Here is a 24,788-nt window from a genome sequence, read left to right as displayed (position 1 = left end):
CTCTCTCATCTTCAATTCAAAATCCATGACCGCGACACTCCCGCAACCGCCTGTCGGCTTTCAGGACGACCTGCTCCGCAAACTCAGCGCCGACCACTCGCCCGAACAACAACTCTGGCTGAGCGGCTTTCTCTATGGCCTCGCCATTGCTCGCCATCAACCCGCCGAAGTCAGGGCTTTGGCTGGCAATCCTGCTGCTGTCAGCGATTTGGCGCCAATCCAACAGTCGGGGAACACGACCGAAAAAGTCACCGTCCTCTTCGGGTCGCAAACTGGCAACAGCAAAAAAGTGGCAAACAAAGTCGCCGCTCGTGTTCGTGAGCAGGGCTGGGAAGTCGCCGTCGCCGATTTGAACGACTACCCGACCAAAAATTTGAAAGACGAAAAAATTGTTCTGCTCGTGGTGAGCACGCAGGGTGAAGGCGACCCGCCCGTATCTGCTGAGGAATTTCACCGCTGGCTGCTCGGTCCGCGTGCGCCGAAATTGGACGGGTTGCGATTCGCCGTGTGCGGCTTGGGGGACAAAAGTTACCTCCAGTTTTGCCAGACGGGAAAAGAGTTTGACGCTCGTTTTCAGGCACTTGGCGCCACTCGCCTTGCCGAACGCGCCGACTGTGACGTGGATTTTGAAGAAACGGTGGAGGTGTGGACAGAGGCGGTTTTGAAAAAGTTGGAGACACAAAGCCAGAGTGACCGGGTGACTTCAAGTCACCCGGTCACTGCGAACGGCGTAAGTCAGGCGGTGACTTTGAGTCACCGCCTGACTACTCCAAAACACGACCGCAAACGCCCCTTCGCTGCGCCGATTCTGGAGAAAATCCAACTCAACGGACGCGGTTCGCAAAAAGAAACCTGGCATCTGGAACTTTCGCTCGAAGGCTCCGGCCTGACTTACGAACCCGGCGACTCGCTCGGCATTTTTCCCAAAAATTCCGACTCACTCGTAGAGGAAGTGCTTGCTGCTGCGAAGTTAAACGGCGACAAAATTTTGATTTTCAACGAAAAAGAAGCGCCGCTCCGGGAAATTCTTCGCGAGGTCGAACTCTCCGTTTTGACCCGCGACCTGCTCGACAAATTTGCTGACGCAACGAAAAATATTTCGCTCAAAACCTTGCCCAACGACCCTGCCGCGCTCAAACGATTCTTTTGGGGGCGCAATGTGGCCGATTTGCTGCGTGAATTTCCGGCAAACCTGACGGAAGAAATCCTGCTCGGTTTTCTCCGAAAAATGCCGCCGCGCCTTTATTCCATCGCTTCCAGCCTAGCTGCGCATCCCGACGAGGCGCACCTGACAGTGGCGGCGGTGCGCTACGATTTCGACGGTCGCCCGCATCAGGGTGTGGCCTCTACTTTCCTGACTGACAGGGTTTTAGCGGACGAACCAGCGCCGGTTTTTGTCGAACACAACGAATATTTCAAACTGCCCGCCGACGATTCGGCGGACATCATCATGGTCGGGCCGGGCACGGGCGTGGCGCCATTCCGGGCTTTTGTGGAAGAGCGCTCAGAACGCGGCAGCTCCGGTAAAAACTGGTTGTTCTTCGGAAACCCGCATTTCGAGACGGATTTTCTCTACCAAACCGAGTGGCTCAATCACCTCAAACGCGGCACACTCGACCGCCTCGACGTGGCTTTCAGCCGCGACCAAGAGCAGAAGATTTACGTCCAGCATCGCCTGCTCGAACGCTCCCGGCTAATTTTTGAACGCCTTGAAAACGGCGCGTTTTTTTACGTCTGCGGCGACAAGGATAGGATGGCGCACGATGTGCAAAATGCTGTTTTACAAATCATTGAGAAAGAAAGTGGTCGCGACGCGGACTTTGCTGCGGAGTATTTGAAGGGTTTGAAAAAGCAGCGGCGGTACCTGGAGGATGTTTACTAAATGGTTGGTAAAAGTTGATGAGGGTTTATGGGGTTGATAACATAAAGTACGCCGCGATTCATCAACTTTTATCAACCCTTCTCAACTTCCATCAACTTTAAAATCTGACAAACATGAACAACAATTACTACGCCGCGAAAATGTGTTGTCCCACCCGGGACTTGGCAATCTGTTTTTTGAGCCTAATTACTTGATTGACACACATTTTCAAAACTCAACACCCTCCTTTGTGATGAACAAAACAATTTTCCAAACACTGATTCCGGCTTTTACAGCCTTTCTTTTGCCCCTTTTCCTTGCCGCCCAAAGTGAGCCGAGCCACGTGCGCGGAACTGTATTCGAAATCGGCTCCCGCCAGCCGCTGCCCGGAGTGACCGTTACCATCAAAGGCACAAATGGTTATGCGGTCACAGACACGAACGGCCAGTTTAGCATCGAGTCTCGCGTGGCGCCGCCCTTTACGCTGCTGGTCAATTCGGTCGGTTTTCTCGCGCAGGAAATCCCGGTTTCTAATTTGTCCGGTTCGCCGCTGGAAATCGTTTTGATTGACGACAATCGTTTGTCCGAAATCGTCATCACCTCGCGGCGGCGAAAAGAAACGGCGCAAGAAGTGCCGATTCCAATTTCGGTGGTGGGTGGCCAACTGGTGGAAGACGCAGGCGCTTTCAACGTGAACCGCCTGAAAGAAATCGTGCCGACGGTGCAACTTTACTCCTCCAACCCCCGCAATACGACGCTCAATATTCGCGGTTTGGGTTCGACTTTCGGGCTGACCAACGACGGCATTGACCCCGGCGTGGGCTTTTATGTGGACGGCGTTTACTACGCCCGCCCCGCTGCGACGACGCTCGATTTTATTGATATCGAGCAAATTGAAGTGCTGCGCGGGCCGCAAGGGACGCTTTTCGGGAAAAACACGACGGCGGGCGCGTTCAATATTACGACCCGCGCACCGAGTTTCAAACCCGGCGCGAGTTTCGAGGTCAGTTACGGCAACTACGGCTTTATTCAGGCCAAAACTTCCATCACGGGGCCGTTGGGCAAATTGTTCGCCGGGCGGATTTCCTTCTCCGGCACCCAGCGCAACGGTCTGCTCTACAACGTGCGGACGGAAAAACCTGTAAACGACCTTAATAACCTGGGTTTCCGGGCACAACTCCTTTTTTCGCCATCCGACCGCTTCAATATCACGCTGGCGGGCGATGTGTCAGACCAAAAGCCTGACGGCTTCGCGCAAGTATTCGCGGGAGTAGCGCCTACCCAGCGCGCGCCTTACCGCCAGTTTGAGCAAATTATTGCTGACCTCAACTACCAGTTGCCAAGCCGCAATCCGTTCGACCGGATAATTGACCACGACACACCTTGGCGTTCGGGCAATCAGTTGGGCGGCGTTTCGCTCAATGTGGACGCGAAAGTTGGCCCCGGCACACTCACCGCGACGACGGCCTGGCGTTACTGGAACTGGGATCCCTCGAACGACCGGGATTTCACAGGCTTGCCTGTGCTGTCGAGGTCTGCCGCCACGTCGCGGCACGAGCAGTGGTCGCAGGAAGTGCGCTATGCCGGCAATTTTTCTTCGCGTTTGAGCGGGGTGGTAGGTGTTTTCTTTTTGAGCCAGGACCTTGTGACTGACCCTGTTCACACGGAAGAATCGGGCGCGGCGCAATGGCGTTTCTCGCAAAGTTCGACGAGCGAATTATGGAAAACGCCCGGTCTTTTCGACGGCTTTGGCATCAGAACGACTTCGCAACTCAAGTCTTTCAGCGGTGCGGTGTTCGGCCAGCTGGATTGGGCGATTACGAGTCGGTTGCACCTGCTGCCGGGCATTCGCTACAATGCTGACCAGAAAGAAGTGGACTACAAACGCGAAACTTATGGCGGTTTGCAGACGACCGACCCCGATTTGCTCGCGCTGAAAAGATTGGTTTACACCAATCAGGAATTTACCGCCGATGTGAACGAAAGTAATTTTTCCGGCCAACTGACGCTGGCATACAAAGCCTCCAAACGCTTCAACGCTTTTGCCACTTACTCGACGAGTTTTAAACCTGTGGGTGTCAATTTGGGAGGTTTGCCCACCGCGAACGGCGACGTTTTGACCGATTTGGCGGAAATCAAACCGGAATACGTGACGCATTTTGAAATCGGGATGAAAACTTCCCCGACGGAAAATTCGATTCTGAATTTGGTTTTCCACCACACGGACATCAAGGATTATCAAACGCAGGTGCAAACTGCCGAGGTGGGTGTGAATCGCGGCTACCTCGCCAACGCCGACAAAGTGCGCGTGTTCGGGGTTGAGTTGGACGGCAATGTGCGGTTCAGCAAACACCTCTCCATCTACGGCGCTGTCGCCTACACCAACGGCGAATACGTTTCTTTCCCGAATGCGCCCGTTCCGCTCGAAGAAACAGGCGGCTCGACGGCGTTTAAGGATATTTCGGGCGGAAAACTGCCAGGTATCTCTGAATGGGCCGGCTCACTGGGTGGCGAATTGACCAGCAACACAGCCTCACTCATCGGTCAGGAAGGAAAGTTTTTCATGGCGTTCGACACTTATTATCGCTCCGATTTTTCCTCCAGCGCATCGCCTTCGCAGTATTTGAACATCGAAGGTTATGCCTTGCTCAATGGGCGGATTGGCTTCCGGGCGACGGAAGGTTTGTCGCTTTTCGTGTGGTCGCGCAACCTGCTGGATCAGGATTATTTTGAACAACTGCTCCCGGCGGCGGGCAACGCCGGTCACTACGCTGCCGTGCTTGGCGACCCCAGAACTTATGGGGTGACGCTGCGGTATTCGTTTTGACAGGATATTCTTTCGACAAGATTGACGGAATTTTGAGCATAATCTTATCCTGCCAATCATGTCAATCCTGTCAAAAACTTGACTCGCGTGATTTTTTCAACAACATGAAAATCAAACTTTTACTTCCAGTTTTTGTGCTCGCGGCCTCCGCTTTGTCGGCTCAGAAAAACGTGTCAACCGAGGAGCAAACCTGGTTCGGATTTTTCAACCAGACCCGCCTGACGAATAGGTGGGGCTTGTGGTTCGACACTCATTTTCGCCTGAAAGACGATTTTGTCAATGAGCCTTCTCAGCTCATCGTCCGTGTGGGGCCAACCTTCTACCTCGCCGACGACATCCGGCTGACGGTGGCTTACGCATACGTCCATCATTTCCCCACCGAAGGTCACGAGGACATCGCGCAGCCCGAACACCGCCCCTGGCAGCAGGTGCAGTGGTTTATGCGCGGGCGAAAAGCGCGGCTCATGCAGTGGGTTCGGCTGGAGGAGCGTTTTCGTCGGAGAATATTGAGCGACAGCGAATTGGCCGACGGCTACAATTTCAACTGGCGCATCCGCTACAACTTTGCCCTGTTCCTGCCCATCACAAAAAAACGTTTTGAACCGGGCGGTTTGCAGTTCTTAGTCAATGACGAGGTGATGCTGAATTTTGGAAAAAACATCACCTACAACGTGTTCGACCAAAACCGCTTTTTTGCCGGGCTGGTCCTTCAGGTGAACAGTCACGCCCAACTCCACGCGGGTTACATGAATTTGTACCAACAACTCGCGGCGGGCAATTCATTCAAAAATCAACACACGATACGAGTGTTTTACTTTCATAATTTTGATTTGCGTCCCGGCGCAAAACACTGAAAATCATGCAAAAAACTGCTCCAGCGCATCCCACTTTCCGCGAAGCCTTAGCCTTCTGGCTCAGGCTCGGCTTTATCAGTTTTGGCGGTCCGGCGGGGCAGATTGCCATCATGCACGATTTTTTGGTGGACAAAAAACGCTGGATAAGCGACTCGAAATTTCTCCATGCCCTGAACTACTGTATGCTCTTGCCCGGCCCGGAAGCACAACAACTCGCCACTTACACCGGCTGGATGTTGCACGGCACACGCGGCGGACTGGCGGCAGGCATCCTGTTCGTGTTGCCTTCGGCGGTCATTTTGTGGGGATTAAGCGCGTTGTATGTCACCTACGGACAAGTGCCGGCGGTGCAGGCGGTGTTCGGATTTTTGAAACCTGCGGTCGTGGCGATTGTGGCGGGCGCGATTGTAAAAATCGGGAAAAAGTCGCTGCAAACGCCCTTGCATTATGTAGTGGCCACAGCCGCGTTTGTTGCCATTTATTTTTTGAATGTGCCGTTTCCAGCTATCATCCTTGGGGCAATTTTGCTGGGCATTGCGCTGACGTTTACTAAACTTCAAAAGTTTAGTAAACGCAGGGAGGAAACAACCTACGACGATGCAGAATCCGGCTACGTCATCAACCACAACACGGTCGTACCCGGCACAGGTTTTTCCGCAGGTCGTTTGGCGCGACAACTCGGCGCGGCAGCGCTGTTGTGGGTACTGCCGCTTGCATTGTTTTTTGCCTTTGCGCCGCAGTTCGATTTTTGGAAAAAACTCAGCCTATTCTTCACCCAAGCGGCGTTCGTCACCTTCGGCGGGGCGTATGCCGTGCTACCTTATGTGGCGCAGGTGAGCGTGGAAAAATTCGGTTGGCTTACCAATCTCCAAATGCTCGACGGACTCGCGCTCGGCGAAACGACCCCCGGCCCACTGATTATCGTGCTGGCGTTTGTGGGTTTTATGGCCGGGTATAACACCTTCGGAGGCTCGCTCGCAGCGGCAACAACGGGATTGGCCGCGACGGTTTTTTATACGTTTTTGCCCTCATTCCTGTTCATTTTCGTCGGTGCGCCGATTATCGAACGCACCCAAGCCAATCCTGCTGTGAAGGCTATTTTGAATTTTGCGACCGCGGCTGTGACGGGTGTGATTTTGAGTCTTTGTCTCTATCTCGGCAAGGCAGTCATTATACCCGAACCGCCGCAAGTGCTGTGGTTGCCGCTCGTCTGGGCGCTTGTTTCATTGGCGGCTTTGCAGTATTTCAAAGTCAATATGATGGCGTGGATTGGGGTAAGCGTGGCGGTGGGATTGGGAAAATACCTTATTGGTTAATAAAGGTTGATGAGGGTTTATCAACTTGATTATCAACTTGATAAACCCTCATCAACCTCATAAGCTTTGAAAAATATGTTTCCAGAAACAAAGCCCTCGCACTCCGAGGTCGAACACATCAAAACCAAAAGCGACTACCTGCGCGGGACGCTCAAACAGAGTCTCGACAATCCCATCACGGGCGCGCTTTTTCCCGATGACACGAACCTCATCAAGTTTCACGGCTCCTACCAGCAGACCGACCGCGACCTCGACAGCGAGCGCAAAGCGCAGAAATTGGAGCCGCTGTACTCTTTCATGATTCGGGTGCGGGTGCCGGGCGGGGTCGCCACGCCCGCTCAGTGGCTGCGCATGGACGAACTCGCCGACCGCTTCGCCAACGGTACTTTGAAACTCACGACCCGCCAGGCTTTCCAACTGCACGGCGTGCGAAAACGCCATTTGAAAGCCACAATTCATGGTTTCAATGAAGTTTTGCTCGACAGCATCGCGGGTTGCGGCGACGTGAACCGCAACGTCATGTGCAGCCCCAACCCCGACGAAAGCCGCGTCCACGCTGCCGTCCAAAAGATTGCCGAGGAAATCAGCGCGGCCTTCACGCCTCGCACGACAGCCTACTACGAGGTTTTTCTCGACGGCCAGCCGGTGGATGAGTCGCAGCCATTTCAGAGCCAAAAAAGGGGCGGGCAAGATGAAGAACCGGTTTACGGGAAAACTTATTTACCTCGCAAATTCAAAATCGCGCTGGCCGTGCCGCCGCAAAATGACACCGACATTTTTGCCAACGACATCGGCCTCATCGCCATCGAAAAAGACGGCGAACTGGCGGGTTTCAACGTGGCGGCTGGCGGCGGACTGGGCATGACTTTCGGGATGCCGGAGACGTTCCCCCGTTTGGCCGATATGCTCGGATACATTGACAAACAAGACGTTGTAAAAATTTGCGAAGCCATCATCACGACGCAGCGCGATTTTGGCAACCGCGAAAATCGCAAGTTCAGCCGCCTGAAATACACGGTGGAACGCATGGGACTGGCAAAATTCAAACACGAGGTGGAGCAGCGTTCGGGCGTTCAGTTCGCGCCCACGCTGCCCTACCAATTTGCCCATTCCGGCGACCGCTACGGCTGGACGAAAGGCCACGACGGGCGTTTTCACCTGACCCTTTTTGTCGAAGGCGGGCGTGTGGCCGATGCAGGCGATTTTCTTTTAAAAACGGCCCTCCGCGAAGTCGCCAACATCCACGACGGCGATTTCCGGCTGACGGGCAATCAAAACCTGATTGTCGGCAATATTTCTCCCGAAAAACGCCCCGCCATCGAAGCCATTTTTGAAAAATACGGCGTGTTGGAAGCCACCTTCCGACAAACGGCCCTGCGCCAAAACTCCATCGCCTGCGTCGCGCTCAACACTTGTTCCCAAGCCTTCGCCGAAGCCGAGCGGTATTTGCCCTCGTTGATTGACAAAATTGACTTGCTCATTCGCGCACATGGTCTTGAAAAAGAAGCGATTAACATCCGAATGACCGGCTGTCCCAACGGCTGCGGTCGGCCTTATTTGGCTGAAATCGGCTTTGTCGGAAAGTCGCCGGGCTACTACAATCTCTACCTCGGCGGGGCGCACAACGGCGAGCGATTGAACAAACTTTACAAGGAAATGCTGAATGAAGCCGCAATTTTGCGTGAGTTGGAGCCAGTCATCGCCGCCTACGCCAGCGACCGAAGGGTAGGGGAGCGCTTCGGCGATTTTGTGATTCGGGCGGGTTTCGTGAAGGCGACGACGCACGGGACGAATTTTCATGACATTTCTGATATTTCCCACCGATAAATCGGTGGGTTGAAAAGGCCAAGTCCGCAGGACTTTTTGCAAACTCAACCCGCTGATTTATCGGCGGGAAAAACTCGAACATGGACGAACCATTGCAAACTTTCCACTTCCGCAAACTTTCCGAAAGTTCTCAACTTTCGGAAAGTTCATCGCATGGCAACACCCTCTTCCCCGTTTTCCTGAAATTGGAAAATTTCGACCTGCTCATCGTGGGTGGGGGGAATGTCGGTTTGGAAAAAATAACGACTGTTTTGCGGAACAGCCCGGCCACGCGGGTGACGCTGGTGGGAGAGAAGATTTTGGATAAAATTCGAGAGTTCGTCACTGATTTTCAGCAAGTTGTTTTGTTGGAAAAACCGTTCGAGGAGTCGGATTTGGAGGGAAAACAATTCGTCATCGCGGCGACGGACGACAAGGCGCTGAATCGTTTTATCCGCCAAATTGCTCACGAACGCGGTCTCCTCGTGAACGTGGCCGACACGCCCGACGAGTGCGATTTTTACCTGAGTTCGATTGTGAGAAAGGGCGACTTGAAAATCGCCATCTCGACCAACGGCAAATCACCCACCATCGCCAAACGCCTCAAAGAACTCCTGAACGACGCGCTGCCCAACGAACTGAACGACCTCCTGCAAAATATGCCCGCCATCCGCAGCCGGCTCAAGGGCGATTTTTCAGAAAAAGTGCGGACGCTCAATGCGCTCACAGCTTCGCTTGTAGCAGGTGAAGAAGCACTTGCGGCGGTTTTCCCACACCAAAATCTGGAGCGCATCGGCGATCGAAAATGGCGACGCATCGCTACGGTGGCAATGGCAGCCTTTGGTTTGCTGCTGATTTGCAACGTCATCTCTTTCTACATCCCTTTCCAGACTTGGCCTGAAATCATCGGGAGCATCTCCCCGCAGTTTTGGCTGTTTGTAGGCGTGGGCTTCGCGGCGCAGTTGGTGGATGGGCTGTTGGGCATGGGCTATGGGGTGGTGACGCAAATTTGCTTGCTGACAACAGGTGTGCCAGTGGCGGCGGTGAGTTCGAGCATCCATACGGCGGAAGTGTTCACCGCTGCGGCTTCGGGCTACTCACACTACCGATTCGGCAACGTGAACCGGCGGCTTTTTCGGGGGTTGCTGGGGCCGGGGGTATTGGGAGCCATCGCGGGGGCGCTGTTGCTGGTGTGGTTGGGCGGGCACTATGCCGAATTGGTGCGGCCAGTAATCGCAGCGTACATTTTGCTACTGGGCATCAGGATATTGAGCCGTGCATTTGTGAAAAGAAAGAGCCGCACGAAAGTCAGGAATCTTGGCTGGCTGGCCGGGGCGGGCGGTTTTCTCGATTCTTTTGGCGGAGGTGGCTGGGGGCCGTTGGTGACGAGCACGCTGATTTCAAAAGGAAAGACACCGCAGTACGTCATCGGCACGGTAAGTTTGACGGAGTTTTTTGTGGCGCTGGCGAGCGCGGTCACGTTTTTCTCGGTCATCGGGCTGTCGCACTGGCTCGTGATTGCCGGTTTGCTGATTGGCGGGGTGCTGGCTGCGCCATTGGGCGCTCGGCTGGCAGGGAAATTGCCCGTGCGGACGATGTTCGTGCTGGTGGGCGTGGTGGTGATTTTTTGGAGTTTGCGGGTTTTGTGGGGGGCGTGGTGAATATCTTCCCTACGACGATATCCCAAACGAACAATGCTTTCGCCCAACCTTTCCCAAAATATTCCCCACTCCAAATCGCTCAACATTCGTTACCTTTGAGGCAGGCGCTTCCGCTTTCAGGCGGGAGTCAATTTTTTTCACTAAAAATAAAATATGGCCAAATCACAAGACTCTTTCAACAAGAAGGAGAAAGAAAAAAAACGTCAAAAGAAAAATCAGGAAAAGCAAGAGCGCCGCGAACAGCGCAAAGCCGACAAACTCGAAGGCGGTACCAAGAGTTTCGAGGACATGATTTCGTATGTGGACGAAAATGGCAACCTCACTTCTACCCCGCCCGACCCTTCCAAACGCAAAGAGATTAAGGTCGAAGACATTGTGCTCGGCGCATCGTCCCGCTACGTCGAAGAAGAAGAGACGACTCGCCGTGGCAGGGTCAAGTTTTTCAACGACGAAAAGGGCTATGGTTTCATCGTGGATGCGGAGACGAAAGAAAGCGTTTTTGTCCATATCAACAACATCAACGGCACCATCCGGGAGAATGACCGCGTAACTTTTGAAGTGGAAATGGGCCCAAAGGGGGCAAATGCAGTGAACGTAAATCTGGATAAATGACCCCTTCTGCTCTCGCCTTGAGCAACGTTTCAACAGGACAGCCCAACAACTCATTTTTTTTCACAGTCCACAACCAACTGGCGCCATAAGATGGCTGCATTATCCAACAAAACGGCCGTCGTACTGGGCGGCACCGGAGGGGTAGGCGAAGGCATCGTCAAGTCCCTGTTGGGCGCGGGAGCATCCGTCGTGGTGCCCACGCGCTCAGACCACAAAATAGAGCGGCTGCAAGCATACGTCGGCCCCGAATTGGCTGCGAACCTGCTCATCCGCAAAGGCTCCGTGAACAACGAGGAGAGCGCCCGCGAACTCGCGGAATTTCTCAGCCAACAGTATAAATTCATAGACATCGCGGTGGCATCGCTCGGCGGCTGGCATCAGGGCTTTCCACTCTACGGCTATCCGATGAGCGATTGGGAGCGCATCTTGCGCGACAACCTGACGAGCCACTTCTTGGCTATCAAGACGCTAGTGCCCATGCTGAACCCCGACAGCGGCTATTATTTTCACATCAACGGATTCAGCGCCGAGGAGGCTTTCCCGATGGCAGGCCCGGTAGCCATGACCGCTGCCGCGCAGAAGTCGCTGATGCAAACTTTGGCCAGAGAAGTGGACCGCACCGGCATCAAGGTGTACGAACTGATTTTAGGCCCCATGAAAACCCGCGACCGTCTGAAACGCGGACACGGCGAAGAGGATTGGTATTTTCCAGAGGAAATCGGCGACTACATTCGCGGCCAAATCCTGATGAACCACCAAGACGAAGTGGTGCATTATCTCCTGCACAAGCCACGATTGTAAAAGTTTGACACTACCCGCAATTTTTCAGTTCAAAACAGCCTGTTTGCTTCCCTACGCAAACTTTTCTCTACTTTTGCCCGCCAACAACAGCAACTTTTCACCAAATATTCAAAGCCTTAACGAATGAGTAAAATTACTGTCGTCGGCGCCGGCAATGTAGGCGCTACCTGCGCAAACGTGCTCGCCCACGAAGACATTGTAAACGAAGTCGTACTGATTGACATTCAAGGGAACATGGCCAAAGGCAAAGCCCTCGACACTTGGCAGCAAGCACCTGTGGACGGTTATTCGACGCGGGTGAGCGGAGGTGACGACTACGCGCTCACCGCCAACTCGGACATTGTCATCATCACGGCGGGCGTGCCGCGCAAGCCCGGCATGAGCCGCGACGACCTTATCTCCACCAATGCCAAAATCGTGGTGTCCGTCACGCAAAACATCCTCAAACACACCAAAAACCCCATCATCATCGTCGTGTCCAACCCACTCGACGTGATGACCTATGCTTGCTGGAAAGCCTCTGGCCTGAGCGACAAACGGGTGCTCGGCATGGCTGGCGTGCTCGATACGGCACGTTACCGCGCCTTCCTCGCCGAAGCCCTCGACGTATCGCCCAAAGACATCCAAGCCATGCTCATGGGTGGGCACGGCGACACCATGGTGCCGCTGCCCCGCTACACCACCGTGAGCGGCATACCGGTGACGGAAATGATTCGCAAGGACAAACTCGAAGCCATCATAGAGCGCACCAAATTTGGCGGCGGCGAATTGGTCAACTTGATGGGAACCTCCGCATGGTATGCGCCCGGCGCAGCAGCGGCCCAAATGGCCATTTCCATACTGAAAGATGAAAAGCGCATCTACCCATGTTGCGTTCGGCTCAATGGCCAGTACAAATTGAAGGATATCTTCGTCGGCGCGCCCGTCAAACTGGGTCGCAAGGGCGTGTTGGAAATCGTGAAATTGCGCCTGAAAAAAGACGAGCTGGAATCGCTCCACAAATCTGCCGCTGCCGTGAAAGAGGTGGCCGATGCCTTGGACGCGATGAAATTGCTCTAAACGAACGTTTTAGAAAGGCTGCCCGTGAGGTTGATAAATGTTGTGACAAGGTTGATTTTCGGTGATAAAATATGCGACAGGTGACATTGTTTGAGCCTTGACATCAGCTTTTGTCAACCTCACGGGCAAACATCCGTGAAGTCCTGTCAATTATGGTGGACTAAGAAATCCCGGCAAATCAAAGTATAATTTCATAACATCATGACCGAGACACCCTTACTTCCGCCACCCACTTTTTGGAGTGAAATGGTGACGTTGAACGGCGGCGAGTCGTTAGCAAAAATATCTGACGAGCGCCCGGTGTTGCTTGTGTTTCTGCGCTTTTTCGGCTGCTCTTTTTGTCGGGAAGCCATTAGCGACATCGCCAAGCGACGCAACAAGTTGGAAAAGCGCGGCTTGCGCATCGTATTCGTGCACATGGCCCCAGAGCAGGAAACGGCGGAGAAGTTTTTTAAGAAATATAAGTTGTTTCCCATTGACCATATCGCCGACCCCGACAAGCGGTTTTACCGAGCGTTTGGGTTGGGACGCGGCACTCCGCAACAGTTGTTTGGCCTGATGAATTGGATTCGCGGCTTTCAAGCCGCCGTCATCGAAGGGCACGGAGCCACCTATCACAACGAAGAGCTCGGCGATGGCTTTCAGATGCCTGGCGTGTTTGTGCTCTATCGAGGCGAAATCCGCAACTCGTTCATCCATCGCTACGCGCACGACAGACCGGACTACGAGGAAATTTGCCAAATCTGATTCTTCACACTTTCCTAAACCCACTACTACCATGAAAAAACTAACGAGAACTATCACCCACATCCTCACCAACCTGCTCAACTTCTTCTCCTTGCGCCCTGCGCTGACTGACCGCATCGAAACCGCCCTTTATGATTTGGAAAAAGAGTTTGAACGGCTCAAAAGACATTCAAAAAACCAAGAGGAGCCGTGGATATTGGCCGTGCAATCCATTCTCGCCGATGCCAAGTCGGCGCAGCAAAATGAGCAAGAGAAGTATTTTCCCATAGGTCAGCGCGAGTTGTTTTGGAACTACATCCACCTCATAGAGCAGCATTTGATATGGGGGCAAGATGACGATAGCCGATTGGCAAGAGCCAAATCCCTTCTCACAGAAGCAAAAAAAATCGGAGGCAGCCGAGGGCAAGCCATACTTGATATACTGGGCAATGAAGCAACTCAGCCGCCCACCCCGGAGCGGCTATACAGGGCCGTCAGGCTCCGCGACGACCACTACAACACCAAGTATCACAAAATCAACCTGCGCAAATCAAGCCTCCGCACCCTCGCCTTTTTATTGGCAGCCATCGTCATCGCAGGCATTGCTTGGATGGAATCGCTCAGCACGGGCCAGCAACGCGAATTGCTCTTTTGGGAAGAGGCCGTGTCCGGGCTTTTCTTGGGCGCGTTGGGTGCCAGTTTCAGCATGGCTTACACCCTCACGGCCTCATCGCTCGACATGAAAATACCCGACCAAATCATGGGGGCCATGATTACGTTCATTCGCCTTGCCATTGGTGGCACTGCCGCTTTCATCACGCTACTGCTTTTCAAATCCGGGTTGTTGGATGCGTTTTTGAGCCAGAACTTGTTAGGCTCGCAATATGGCTTCTTTATCGCGGCCTTTATTGCGGGATTCAGCGAACGTTGGATTGTGAATGTGATGAATGTGCTTTCAAAAGACAGCGGGGCGGCTAAAAACGGATAATTTCGTTCAACTTTTTTTCACAAAGGGAGAGTATTTCAACCAAAACCGCCAAGGCCACTCGGCACATTCCCCGGCATAGTCCACGCCGATGCGCCGACCCGACGCAATTGTTGCGGGCGGAATCAAACATCCGTCATCCTCTATCCATATTGGCGAATCCGCAGCAAAAAGGCTTTGCCCTGTCCATTTGGTTTTCAGCCCCAGTGCTTGCGACAAAGCGCCCGGCCCCACTGAAAGGCGTTGCAAGACCCTTGTATTGGGCGCGGAATGCTGCCCCCAATCAAGATATGAAAGGTTGCGACGACGCGCCATGACATCTACCCCTTCGAGCGGTTCCACGGCGCGTATCAATACCGCATGTGCGACACCCTCCTCAGCAGTGACCACGTTGAACAGATGGTGAATCCCATAGCACAGATAGATATACGCACGGCCGCCTTGCCAAAACATCACTTCGGTGCGGGCCGTGCGCCGATTGTTGTAGGCATGACAGGCACGGTCGTCGGGCGCACGGTAGGCCTCCGTCTCGGTGATGCGTCCGGCCGTGCGCACACCGTCAAACTCGGTCAGCAACACTTTGCCGAGCAAGTCGCGGGCAATCTGCACCACATCTGGACGGGTATAAAAATCAACGGGGAGTCGCATGAAGAGATTTATGGGGGATGTTGCCGCCGCACCTGTGTTGATTGAAGACGAGGGCTAATTCCTCGTTGCCACAGTCACGCCGCGCCTAGGGGACGTGTCAAGGCATTGCTTCGATACTTGTACCACGCGGCATAAGCGCCCATTTGCATGGCGAGGGGGGTGGATTTGTTTTTTTCACCAGTGACAAACTTGGCCAGAATGGCGAGCGTGGCATCGGATGGGTTCACCCGCTCGGGAGCGCCTTCCACGATAGCAGTGAAATAATTGCCCAACGTCTTGTAGCTGAGCAATTCGCCCGTGTCTTCATAAATGAGCCAGCAGAGGGTTTGGGCTTTGCCGTGGGGCAGTTTGGAGAGCGGTTCGCCAAAGGCTTTGGAGTGGACATCGGTAAGGAGAGAGCGAAATACGGAGAATTCTTTAGCTTCCATTTTTCTGAATCGCTTGTTGAAAAGATTAGCGGATGAGCGATTTTTTGGCATGGCAAATTTGACTGAATTTCAATTGGTTTCCAAATGATTTCCAACCTAATTCCAATTGGTTTAGTGGGCGTGAGGAAAAATTTGTGAACTCTTTTTTTCACTATTTTTTTCAGTTAATTTCTAAAACACTCGAAAACAATGAGAAAACTCGTTCTCCTCACGTTGGTTTTTTTCGTCGCTGCCGCATCGTCCTTCCAAACTTTTGCGCAATCGGCAGGCACCAATCCCCAAATCTTCTTGTATCGCTACAACAGTAGCCCTACCATCTCTCCCCTGCCTGTGGTGCAAGGCAACCTGCTCGGCACTTTCCGCTGGAATGGCTTGGTCAACTACGGCGACATCCGCACCGGTGCATCCATCCATTCCGTGGTGACGGCCCCGGTAGGCCCCGGTTTTCAAGCCAACATGATTTTCAGCACCAGCGGCGCGGGCGGGTTGACCAATCGCGTCATTATCACGGATGATGGTCGCGTCGGCATCGGCACCATGACCCCCCTGTTCGACTTGCATACCGTAGGCAACACCCACACCACCGGGCGCTTCCACGGACGCATTCATTTCGACTTTGACGCGCCAGGCAACAACGGCCCTAACACTTACACCAACGAGGCGTATTTTGAAAGAAAACTCCGCGCCACTCTCGGTGTGCCAGCCGTGGCAGGTGTCAACAATTTCGGCGGCATACTCAGCCTTGCCCCCGGCGGCGGCGCGCACGACCATCAAATGTTCTTTGGACAAGACGGAATCTGGAATCGCCGCGAAGCAGAAAACAACGCCACTTGGACAGGTGCTTGGGAAAAACTGCTCTCCAGCGCCGACATATCTGGCCGCCCCAACCTCGTGGCCCGCTTCCGCCCGCCCGGCCCGGTTTCGAGCGCCCTCACCGACGGCCAGATTTTCGACGACGGCGCCAACGTAGTCATCGGCAACATACCCGCCGCACCCGCCGCAGCCTCTCCCGCGTTCGATGCCGCCGACGTGCTCACGGTCAATGGCCGGACATTCTTTAATGGCACCGCCCGCGTGGGCGTCAACGCGCTCGTGGATGGCAATTTGGGGGTCGGCACCATTGCCCCCGCATACAAAATGCACCTTGTGGGCGATAGCTATTTCGCTGGCCGCATGGCCATCGGACCGACTGACCATTTTGCCTCCGGGTATGCGCTTAGCGTGAATGGCAAAATCATCACCGACGAAGTGCGCGTGATGTTGGAGCCATCGTGGCCCGACTATGTTTTTGAACACAGCTACGACCTGAAGCCACTTCCAGAAGTGGAAACATACATCCAACAGCACAAACACCTGCCGGGCGTGGCATCCGCAAAAGAAGTGGCGGAACAAGGACTCGACGTTGGCCTCATGCAAAAAGCGCAGATGGAAAAAATCGAGGAGTTGTTCTTGCACCTGATTGAACTGGAAAAACAAGTAACCGCTTTGAAGTTGGAAAACGAGCAACTCAAAGCCAAGGTAGAACAATTGGGGCAACGCTAAACGCACACACACACCCAATTCATTCTCCACACTTTCCACTCGATCAAAACAGCATCAAACGTGTCATTTGGTGCCTAAAACCAAAATTGAAAAATGAACCACAAGTCATTAGCAATCATAGTCTTGTGCTGCGGGCTGGTCGTAGGCTCGCAGGCACAGGTGCCAAACGAACTTAGGCAGCCGTCAAGCGATGGGCTGTGGAAAGACGTGCGGGAGATTGCGCTCCCAAAATACGGCAAAGAGACACCGCTGCTACCTGAAAAATTTAGGCTTTTGGCGTTGGATTTTGAGCAAATGAAAAGAATACTCGCAGGCACCTCTAAACAAAAAGGTATCCGAATCACCCTTGAAATACCTTTTCCAGACGGAACACTTCAACGGTTCGCGGTGGAAAACGACCCGGCGATGCACCCCGAGCTGGCCGCCAAATTCCCGGATATCAATTCTTACAGCGGCGTTGGCCTAAGCGACCCGTTAGCAAAAATCTATTTCGCTTTCAGCCCGGTGGGACTTCATGCCATTGTACTTTCTACTGGGAAAAATCCGGTCATTGTGGAACCAATCCAAAAAGGCGACGCGGTGCATCACATCAACTATTTTGACAGGGATTTTCAGTCCCAACATGAGATGATGAGCTGCTTTACACCTGATGCGCCCGAGCTTCGCACTGCGGTGGACAATCGGAACACCGCTGCGGGAGACTGCCAGCTGCGCAACTACCGCCTTGCCATTGCGACTTCTGGGGAATTCACTGCCGCCAACATCACACCAGCCGACCCCACAGGCGTGAACAACACGATGGCCAACATCAATGCTTTGGTCACTGTCATCAACGGCGTTTTTATCAACGAGCTGAGCATTCGGCTTCAATTGGTGGCCAACAACAACCTGCTGATTTTGACCGACCCGGCTACCGATGGCTTCACCAACGGCAACCAAAACACCATGGCTGCCGAAAACCAAGCCGTCGTGGACGGCATCATCGGAAACGCCAATTACGACATCGCTCGCGCTTTTGGCACTACGGCAACTGCCAACTCGGCATCAGGCGTGGCGCTGCAGCTCGGCAATGTGTGCGTGAACGCCATCAAAGCAAACGGAGCGACCGTGATGAACCCCGCCAACCCGACCATCGGAGGTTTTGCCACTTTGGAAATGCACGAAATCGGCCACCAATTCGGCGCGAGGCATACGTTCAACGAAGCAACGGCAAGCACCTGTGGCAACGCAGGCCAATTGGACATCATCTCGTCGTTCGAGCCGGGAAGCGGCTCCACCATCATGTCGTACGCGGGCACCTGCGCCCCGAACAACGTGCAAGGCAATCGAGACCGTTATTTCCACGCCATCAACCTACAAGAAATAGGCAACTATGTGACGGTGGGCAACGGCAGCACCTGCCCCACCATCACACCTATTGCCAACAACCAGCCCGCCGTGAACGCGGGAGCGAATTTTACCGTCCCCGTGAGCACGCCATTCAGACTGACTGCTACCAGCAACGACCCCGACGGCGACCCGCTCACGTTCTGCTGGGAGCAGATGGACAACCAGTTGATTCTCCATCCGCCAGCTTCCAACGTCACGATGGGGCCTGTTTTTCGCACGTTCCCACCCGCGCCCACCCCCACCCGCTATTTTCCTCAGTTGCCTGTTATTTTGGGCAACACCACGACTTCTACATGGGAAGTGTTGCCGAGCGTGTCGCGTACCATGAATTTCAGGGTGACGGTGCGGGACAACGCCCCCGCAGCTGGTTGCACCGACGAGGATGATATGGTGGTCACATTCGACGCGAACGCCGGGCCGTTCAGGGTGACAGGCATTGGCCCCGACGACGATTGCCTATTTGCCGACGACAACACGCTCATCACTTGGGACGTGGCCAACACCACAGCCGCGCCCATCAATTGCGCCAACGTTGACATTTGGCTATCACTCGACGGTGGGTTCACCTACCCCACTTTGCTGGCGGGCAGCTTACCCAACAATGGCTCGGCCTCGGTATATGTGCCTGCCACCGCCATCACCCAATTGGGCAGAATCATGGTGATTTGCTCTGACAACATCTTCCTGAATGTCAATCAAAAGGACATTCTGATTGATTGCCCCGGCAATATCACCGTGACCGACAACCCCGCCAGCGGCACCTACCAGTCGAGGGTGTACCTCGAAACATCCGGCCCAGTCGTCGTGGTGCCGTCCACGTCCGCAAGATTTTTTGCGGGACAAGAAATCGTTTTGAAAGATGGTTTTTGGGCGCAACAAGGCTGCGACTTTATCGCAAGAATTCAAACCTGCAACCCCTGCGCCAGTCCGAAACCAGAAAGTCTCGCGGACGAAAAGGCGAATCCCAACGTGTATTTCTACGAGGATGAAACCAACCTGCGCAATCAAAGCGAGGTAAATTTCTCCACGCCGGAAGTAGCGGTGTCGCCCAATCCCTTCAACCATCATCTGAGCATCAACTTTGAGTTGAAAGAACCGGGCAGGGTGCAAATCCAACTGATTGATTTCACAGGCAGGCTCGTTCAGACGGTTTATCAAAACAACAACCAAGCAGCAGGCCAGCACAGCATCACGGTGCCAACCCATCATTTGCCAAACGGCATATACAGTTGCAGGCTCGTCGCGCCTTTCGGGCAAAAACAAGTGAGCGTGGTCAAGGTGGATTGAAAAAAATAGGGTAGAGGGTTGACTTCATCTTTATTGACACCCTGTTCAATGCAAATTAAAAACCTTCTACCCTCTACCTTCTACCCAAGTTTTAAAAAAAATGCTCTTCCAACATGAAAAAAAGAACACACGATATCTTCGGCTTATTGCTGCTGGGCCTGTTGGCCTTCGCCGCTATATGGGTAGCCCAATATAAAAAAAACAACGAAGACGCGGGCCGTAGCACTCGATTGCAACAGCGCGTGGCCGGGCGTTTTGAGCAAGAATTTCTCATGACCCGCGACCCGGCCATCAATGCCGTGCCACGCGAGCGCCTGCTGAAGGCTTATGCCAAGGCACAGGAAAAACGCGCCGAAATGGCCTTCAAGGACAGCGCCATCCCGATTTACTGGGAAGAGCGCGGCCCCAACAACGTGGGCGGTCGCACGCGCGGCCTCATATTCGATGCCAGCGACCCCACTTGGCGCACTGTGTGGGCAGCCGGCGTTTCGGGCGGGTTGTGGCGCACCACCAACATTGATGCCCCCGCACCCACTTGGACTTTGATAAACGACTTCTTCGAAAACCTCAACATCACCACCATCGCTCAAGACCCTTCCAACCTCAGCCGGCTCTATTTCGGAACGGGCGAACAGGGCTTTGCCTTTGGCATCGAGCGCGGCATGGGCATCTGGCGCTCGGAGGACGGAGGCGCCAACTGGACGCTGCTGCCCTCCACGCTACCTTCGGCCATGAACCCCAACTTCAACAACGTGAACAAAATAGTGGTGGACAACGCCGGCACGGTGTACGCCGCCACGACCCGCGGGCTGTTCCGCTCCACCGACAATGGCAACAGCTGGACGGAAATACTCGGCGCAGGCAACGGTGCCATACAAGACAATGTGCAGGATTTTGAAATCGCCGCCAATGGCGACTTTTATGCCGGCGTGCGCAGCGATGGTATCTATCGTTTTAGGGCAGGTGCTTGGGGCAAACTGACCACCGATTTGCCCACTTTGGGCAACTATGGCCGCGTCGAATTGGCTTGCGCCCCCAACGATGCCAACGTGCTCTACGCCGCCTTCGAGGATTTGACCCAGACGGATGGCACCAACCCCTGCCTGACCATCGTCCATTCGACCAACGGCGGCGACAACTGGACCCCGCGCACCGTGCCGGCACTTGGCCCCTTTTGCTGGTATGCGCTGGTGCTGGCCGTGGACCCCAACAACTCCAACCGGGTGTGGGCGGGCGATGTGAGCCTGTTCGTTTCTGGCGATGCGGGTGTGATGTGGACAGGTATCGGTGGTGTGCACGTTGACCACCATGTCATTGTGTATCGCCCCGGCAATTCTGACGAAGTCATTTTTGGCAACGATGGGGGTGTGTACAGAAGCACCAACGGCTCCGCTGCCGTCCCGACGCTGATACCTAGAAACGACGGGTACAACGTGACGCAATTCTACGCCAACACCTTGCACCCAAATAGCGGCTCCAACTATATGCTCGGCGGCACACAGGACAACGGCACACAGCGATTCACGCTCCCCGGGCTGAGCAGCACCGATGAGCCTACGGGCAACGACGGGGCTTTTTGCTTCATTGACCGCGACGACCCGAACATCCAAATCACTGGCTCGCAGAATCGCCGATTTTTTATTTCCACCAATGGAGGCGCCTCGTTTGGCAACCTGCTGGGCGGAAAAAACGGCACCCTCTTCATCACGCCAGCCGAATATGACGACACCAACGACATTCTTTACATCTCGGAAAGCAGGGACACCTTAGGGCGCATTTCGGATATAGGCGGGGCCAACACCCTCACTTTTGAGCGCATCACGCAGTTGAACAACGCACGCATCAGCGCCCTCACCATCTCGCCCAATACCGCCAACCGACTGTTCGTCGCCAGCGAGGCCGGGCGTTTCCTGCGCGTGGACAATGCCGACCAAGCAGGTGCCATCACCGTCACCACGCTGACCACGCCCGTCAACGGTTTCATATCCTGCATCGTGGTGGAGAATGGTGACGACAATCACATCATCGTCACCTGCTCCAATTTCGGCACCAACAGCGTGCTGGAATCCACCGACGGCGGCGTCACTTGGGTGGACTTGGACGACGACTTGCCCGATATGCCAGTGCGTTGGGCGATGTTTCACCCTTTCGACAACACCAAATTCATACTCGCCACCGAAATCGGGGTGTGGAGCACCGACCAACTCGACGGCACTAACACTCAATGGTGGCCGACCAACAATTTTGGCCTCGCCAATGTGCGCGTGGATATGCTCCGCTACCGCAGCTCCGACCACCTCGTGGCCGCCGCCACGCACGGGCGCGGCATGTACACTACCGACTACTTCACGTTGCTCAATACTTGTGTGGCCAACCTCAACGTGCCAGGGGCCATCGCGCCGGGCATCTACATGGCTAGGGACGTGGTCAGTTCCGACGGAACCATCAGCCCGGGCACCAAGGTCATTTTCCATGCGGGCGAATATGTGAGCCTAACCCCCAACTTTTGGGCACAAGCGGGGAGCGATTTTTGGGCGCTGATTTTGGCGTGTGGCATCGGCCCAAAACAGCCCGATGAACAGGAAAAACTGACCGCATCAAGCGCCGCCATGAGGGAAAACAACCCGTTTGCCGCTTCGGGCAAGCTGCATTTGCGATGCTACCCCAACCCAACCACCTATAGGCTGTTGGTGGAATACGACCTGCCTTCCGACGGGACTTACAGCCTCTATGTGCGCAGCCTGCAAGGACACCTCATAGAGACTTTTGCCGCCGACGATTTCAGGATGGCGGGCCAATACACCCTATCATTAGATGCCTTGAATTACAGCGCAGGGATGTACGTCCTGACCTTGCAGACGGCGAATTCAGCCGTGTCGGAGCGGTTCGTCGTGGCAAAGTGAATGTGCGTAAAGTGCTGTTGAACTATTGCTTGCCTCATTTGGCATTCCGCCCAAATGGGGCAGTTTTTTGCAAATCCGTTGTTTGGTTTCAAACTTGGGTTGCCGATAAATGTGAGTTCAGAAGGGCCATCTGGATTGGGTCGGCGTGTCGCTCGTTCGTTTTGCAGTCATTGTCCATAAATTATCGGGTTGTAGTTCGGCGAAACATTCTAGGTTTTCAAAGTTTGTAATGTTTAGGGCGCTCGCTCTCTACGGAATTGATTTTCAAAAAATCAATCTCCGAACTCGCGTTTTTCAAGCGTTACTGAGTTTTGTTCAAAAGCTACTTTTTAAAATTGTATACCTTGATTCGCTAGGATTTGTTAGATGAACATGATTGATGTTCTTGATTTTTAGCAGATTGCGATTGCAGCCATGCCCAAAACCTAACGGCGCGAAGTATAAAAACTTGGGCAGCCCCAAGCGCATAAGACTCGGTTGGCAGGCCTACAGGTTTTTGACAAGATTTGCAAGATTTACAGGGTTTTTGGTGGCGAAGCCACTTCATTGAACCTGTAAATCTTGTCAATCCTGTCAAAAATTCAATGTCCGCTGTCCTGCCTAAGTTTTTACTAAAAATTGAAAAATGTTTTGCCCAATACCTCCCCTCCCCGTTTTCCACAACAAAATAGCAAATCCAGCACAGACAAATTGGGCAAAAAACCGCTGCGCTCCTCGAAGACTTGCAGGTAGCGGGCGGGCGACAACCATGAGGCATCTTCGGTCGGCCCAGCATTCACGAGCCTGCGCGAATCAGCGCCGTGCGGCCATTGATGCGGCGGGAAAAAAGTCTCGCTGAATTGAAAATTGCCTGCCCAGCCAAGTTTTTTCTGAAGGACAAAGGTCAACAGTTCGAGGTTGTAGTCGAACAAAAACGCATAGCGCCGCTCGTAAAATGGCGCGATATGGTCGGCATAATGCTCAAAAAAAGGGGCGTTGCCATAAGCCGTCTGGATGCTTCGCCAATGTTGGCGCTGCCACGGCTCGTCGTAGGCGATGCGAACGTCTCGAATGGGGGTCTGTTGGTGTTTGCCTTTCGCCAAGGGGATGCTCAGGCGCTGCACCCCGTTGGGGCCTGCGATGTGGCATCGGTTGCGCAGCGACCCTTTTTGATAGTTTTCATGTGCGTCTATGGCCACAGCATCGTTTTGCCAAGCAACAGCGCACCACGCGATGGGGGGCAAATAGGCTATGGAAAGCAAGGGAATCATCATCGGGCTTGGTCAAGTTGGACGGGTTTTACTTTGAACCCCGCTTTTTTCAACAGTCTCAACATTCCCTTGCCGCCTGCCAGATGACCTGCGCCAACAGCGCAGAAGAGCGTGTGCTCGCGGGCGATTTCCGCAAAGCGCCCGGCCATCAGTTTGTTTCGCTCGTAGAGCAACACGCGGCGCATTCCCTTTGCGTCTTTTTTGGCAGCTTGGTAGAGTTGCCGAATGTCGCCGGAGGCATACCAACCCATCATTTTTTTGAGGCGGCGTTTTTGGCGCCCGTAGTTTTTCAAGAGCCAAGTCAGGCTTTTCAGGTGCTGCTCAAGCGGGATTTTGCGGAGCGTTTCGAGTTGGTCGGCGAAGGTTTCCACACCCGTTGTTTTTTTGCCGACAGCGCGCGCGTGATGCCATAGCGCCTCATCCAGAGAATGTGCCGATTCATCGGTCAGGAAAGCGGTCGAAAGAGCCGTCATCACGGCCATTGGGTGCTGGGAGCGCATTATTTCGGCCGTGCAGCCTAGTTTTTTGCGGCAGTAAAAATCCAGGTTTTTCCAAACGCTGGGTTTGAGCAGGGTGTCTAATGTGGCGCCGTTGGGCAGTCGAAGCGCCTCGGCAAGGGCCGTTTCGTCGGCATCCGAAAAATCGAATTCGGTGGCAAATGTTTCGCAAGCATCTATGTGGCGTTTGGCCGTTTCGAGCCAGCCAAATGCCCGCAGGTCGCGCACGTGCATTGTGCCAAACAAGTATGAGGCGGGGCCTCCGTCGGGAGGTGTTATTTTCCAGAGTAGGGAGTTTTTGGTCATCGTGTCGTTGTTGTCATTCAAATGTCACTG

Annotated in this window: 18 protein-coding genes; 14 read left to right on the top strand and 4 right to left on the bottom strand. The window is 54.0% G+C overall.

Annotated elements, in window-relative coordinates; all coding sequences use genetic code 11:
- The first annotated feature begins 25 nt into the window (after positions 1-25).
- From KIS77_07355 to KIS77_07305, 11 genes are all read left to right on the top strand, one after another.
- Entirely contained in the window at positions 26-1,882 is a 1,857-nt protein-coding gene (locus KIS77_07355) for an assimilatory sulfite reductase (NADPH) flavoprotein subunit (protein ID MCW5922140.1), read from the top strand.
- Between the two features lie 232 nt (positions 1,883-2,114).
- On the top strand, positions 2,115-4,688 hold the full coding sequence (locus KIS77_07350) for a TonB-dependent receptor (protein ID MCW5922139.1): 2,574 nt from the start codon (positions 2,115-2,117) through the stop codon (positions 4,686-4,688).
- 104 nt (positions 4,689-4,792) lie between these two features.
- Positions 4,793-5,542, top strand: a complete 750-nt coding sequence (locus KIS77_07345) for a DUF2490 domain-containing protein (protein MCW5922138.1) — start codon at positions 4,793-4,795, stop codon at positions 5,540-5,542.
- A 5-nt stretch (positions 5,543-5,547) separates the two neighbouring features.
- The gene (gene chrA, locus KIS77_07340) at positions 5,548-6,858 is read left to right on the top strand and encodes a chromate efflux transporter (protein ID MCW5922137.1); all 1,311 of its coding nucleotides are present in this window, start codon (positions 5,548-5,550) and stop codon (positions 6,856-6,858) included.
- Between the two features lie 75 nt (positions 6,859-6,933).
- A complete protein-coding gene (locus KIS77_07335) occupies positions 6,934-8,685 on the top strand; it encodes an NADPH-dependent assimilatory sulfite reductase hemoprotein subunit (protein MCW5922136.1) in 1,752 nt (583 codons plus the stop codon).
- 80 nt (positions 8,686-8,765) lie between these two features.
- On the top strand, positions 8,766-10,325 hold the full coding sequence (locus KIS77_07330) for a TSUP family transporter (protein ID MCW5922135.1): 1,560 nt from the start codon (positions 8,766-8,768) through the stop codon (positions 10,323-10,325).
- Positions 10,326-10,478: 153 nt separating this feature from the next.
- Complete coding sequence (locus KIS77_07325; GenBank protein MCW5922134.1) at positions 10,479-10,937, top strand: cold shock domain-containing protein; 459 nt, start codon at positions 10,479-10,481, stop codon at positions 10,935-10,937.
- 90 nt (positions 10,938-11,027) lie between these two features.
- Positions 11,028-11,738: an SDR family oxidoreductase gene (locus KIS77_07320; protein MCW5922133.1), complete on the top strand. Its 711-nt coding sequence runs from the start codon at positions 11,028-11,030 to the stop codon at positions 11,736-11,738.
- A 123-nt stretch (positions 11,739-11,861) separates the two neighbouring features.
- Complete coding sequence (gene mdh, locus KIS77_07315) at positions 11,862-12,797, top strand: malate dehydrogenase (protein ID MCW5922132.1); 936 nt, start codon at positions 11,862-11,864, stop codon at positions 12,795-12,797.
- A gap of 201 nt (positions 12,798-12,998) precedes the next feature.
- On the top strand, positions 12,999-13,544 hold the full coding sequence (locus tag KIS77_07310; protein ID MCW5922131.1) for an AhpC/TSA family protein: 546 nt from the start codon (positions 12,999-13,001) through the stop codon (positions 13,542-13,544).
- Between the two features lie 31 nt (positions 13,545-13,575).
- Positions 13,576-14,511, top strand: a complete 936-nt coding sequence (locus KIS77_07305) for a hypothetical protein (GenBank protein MCW5922130.1) — start codon at positions 13,576-13,578, stop codon at positions 14,509-14,511.
- 6 nt (positions 14,512-14,517) lie between these two features.
- On the opposite strand, the gene KIS77_07300 is transcribed toward KIS77_07305, so the two are convergent.
- Positions 14,518-15,156, bottom strand: coding sequence for a DNA-3-methyladenine glycosylase (locus KIS77_07300; protein MCW5922129.1), 639 nt, complete (start codon positions 15,154-15,156; stop codon positions 14,518-14,520).
- A 74-nt stretch (positions 15,157-15,230) separates the two neighbouring features.
- Complete coding sequence (locus KIS77_07295; GenBank protein ID MCW5922128.1) at positions 15,231-15,584, bottom strand: hypothetical protein; 354 nt, start codon at positions 15,582-15,584, stop codon at positions 15,231-15,233.
- A 189-nt stretch (positions 15,585-15,773) separates the two neighbouring features.
- On the opposite strand from KIS77_07295, the gene KIS77_07290 reads away from it, so the two are divergent.
- The 3 genes from KIS77_07290 (at position 15,774) to KIS77_07280 (ending at position 22,705) form a co-directional block, all read left to right on the top strand.
- Positions 15,774-17,126, top strand: a complete 1,353-nt coding sequence (locus KIS77_07290) for a hypothetical protein (GenBank protein ID MCW5922127.1) — start codon at positions 15,774-15,776, stop codon at positions 17,124-17,126.
- A gap of 93 nt (positions 17,127-17,219) precedes the next feature.
- Positions 17,220-19,802 (top strand): zinc-dependent metalloprotease, encoded by a 2,583-nt coding sequence (locus KIS77_07285; protein MCW5922126.1) that lies wholly within the window; start codon positions 17,220-17,222, stop codon positions 19,800-19,802.
- A gap of 113 nt (positions 19,803-19,915) precedes the next feature.
- Complete coding sequence (locus KIS77_07280; protein MCW5922125.1) at positions 19,916-22,705, top strand: T9SS type A sorting domain-containing protein; 2,790 nt, start codon at positions 19,916-19,918, stop codon at positions 22,703-22,705.
- A gap of 611 nt (positions 22,706-23,316) precedes the next feature.
- Here KIS77_07280 and KIS77_07275 read toward each other — a convergent pair.
- The gene (locus KIS77_07275) at positions 23,317-23,958 is read right to left on the bottom strand and encodes a WbqC family protein (protein ID MCW5922124.1); all 642 of its coding nucleotides are present in this window, start codon (positions 23,956-23,958) and stop codon (positions 23,317-23,319) included.
- Complete coding sequence (locus KIS77_07270; GenBank protein MCW5922123.1) at positions 23,955-24,758, bottom strand: TraB/GumN family protein; 804 nt, start codon at positions 24,756-24,758, stop codon at positions 23,955-23,957. Before KIS77_07270 ends, KIS77_07275 begins: the two co-directional genes overlap by 4 nt.
- Positions 24,759-24,788: the final 30 nt, after the last annotated feature.

The organism is Saprospiraceae bacterium, from assembly GCA_026129545.1.
In the GTDB taxonomy this organism is placed as follows: Bacteria; Bacteroidota; Bacteroidia; order Chitinophagales; family Saprospiraceae; genus M3007.
The sequence above is the reverse complement of the archived record's forward strand: the minus strand, read 5'-3'. Positions and strand labels throughout refer to the sequence as shown.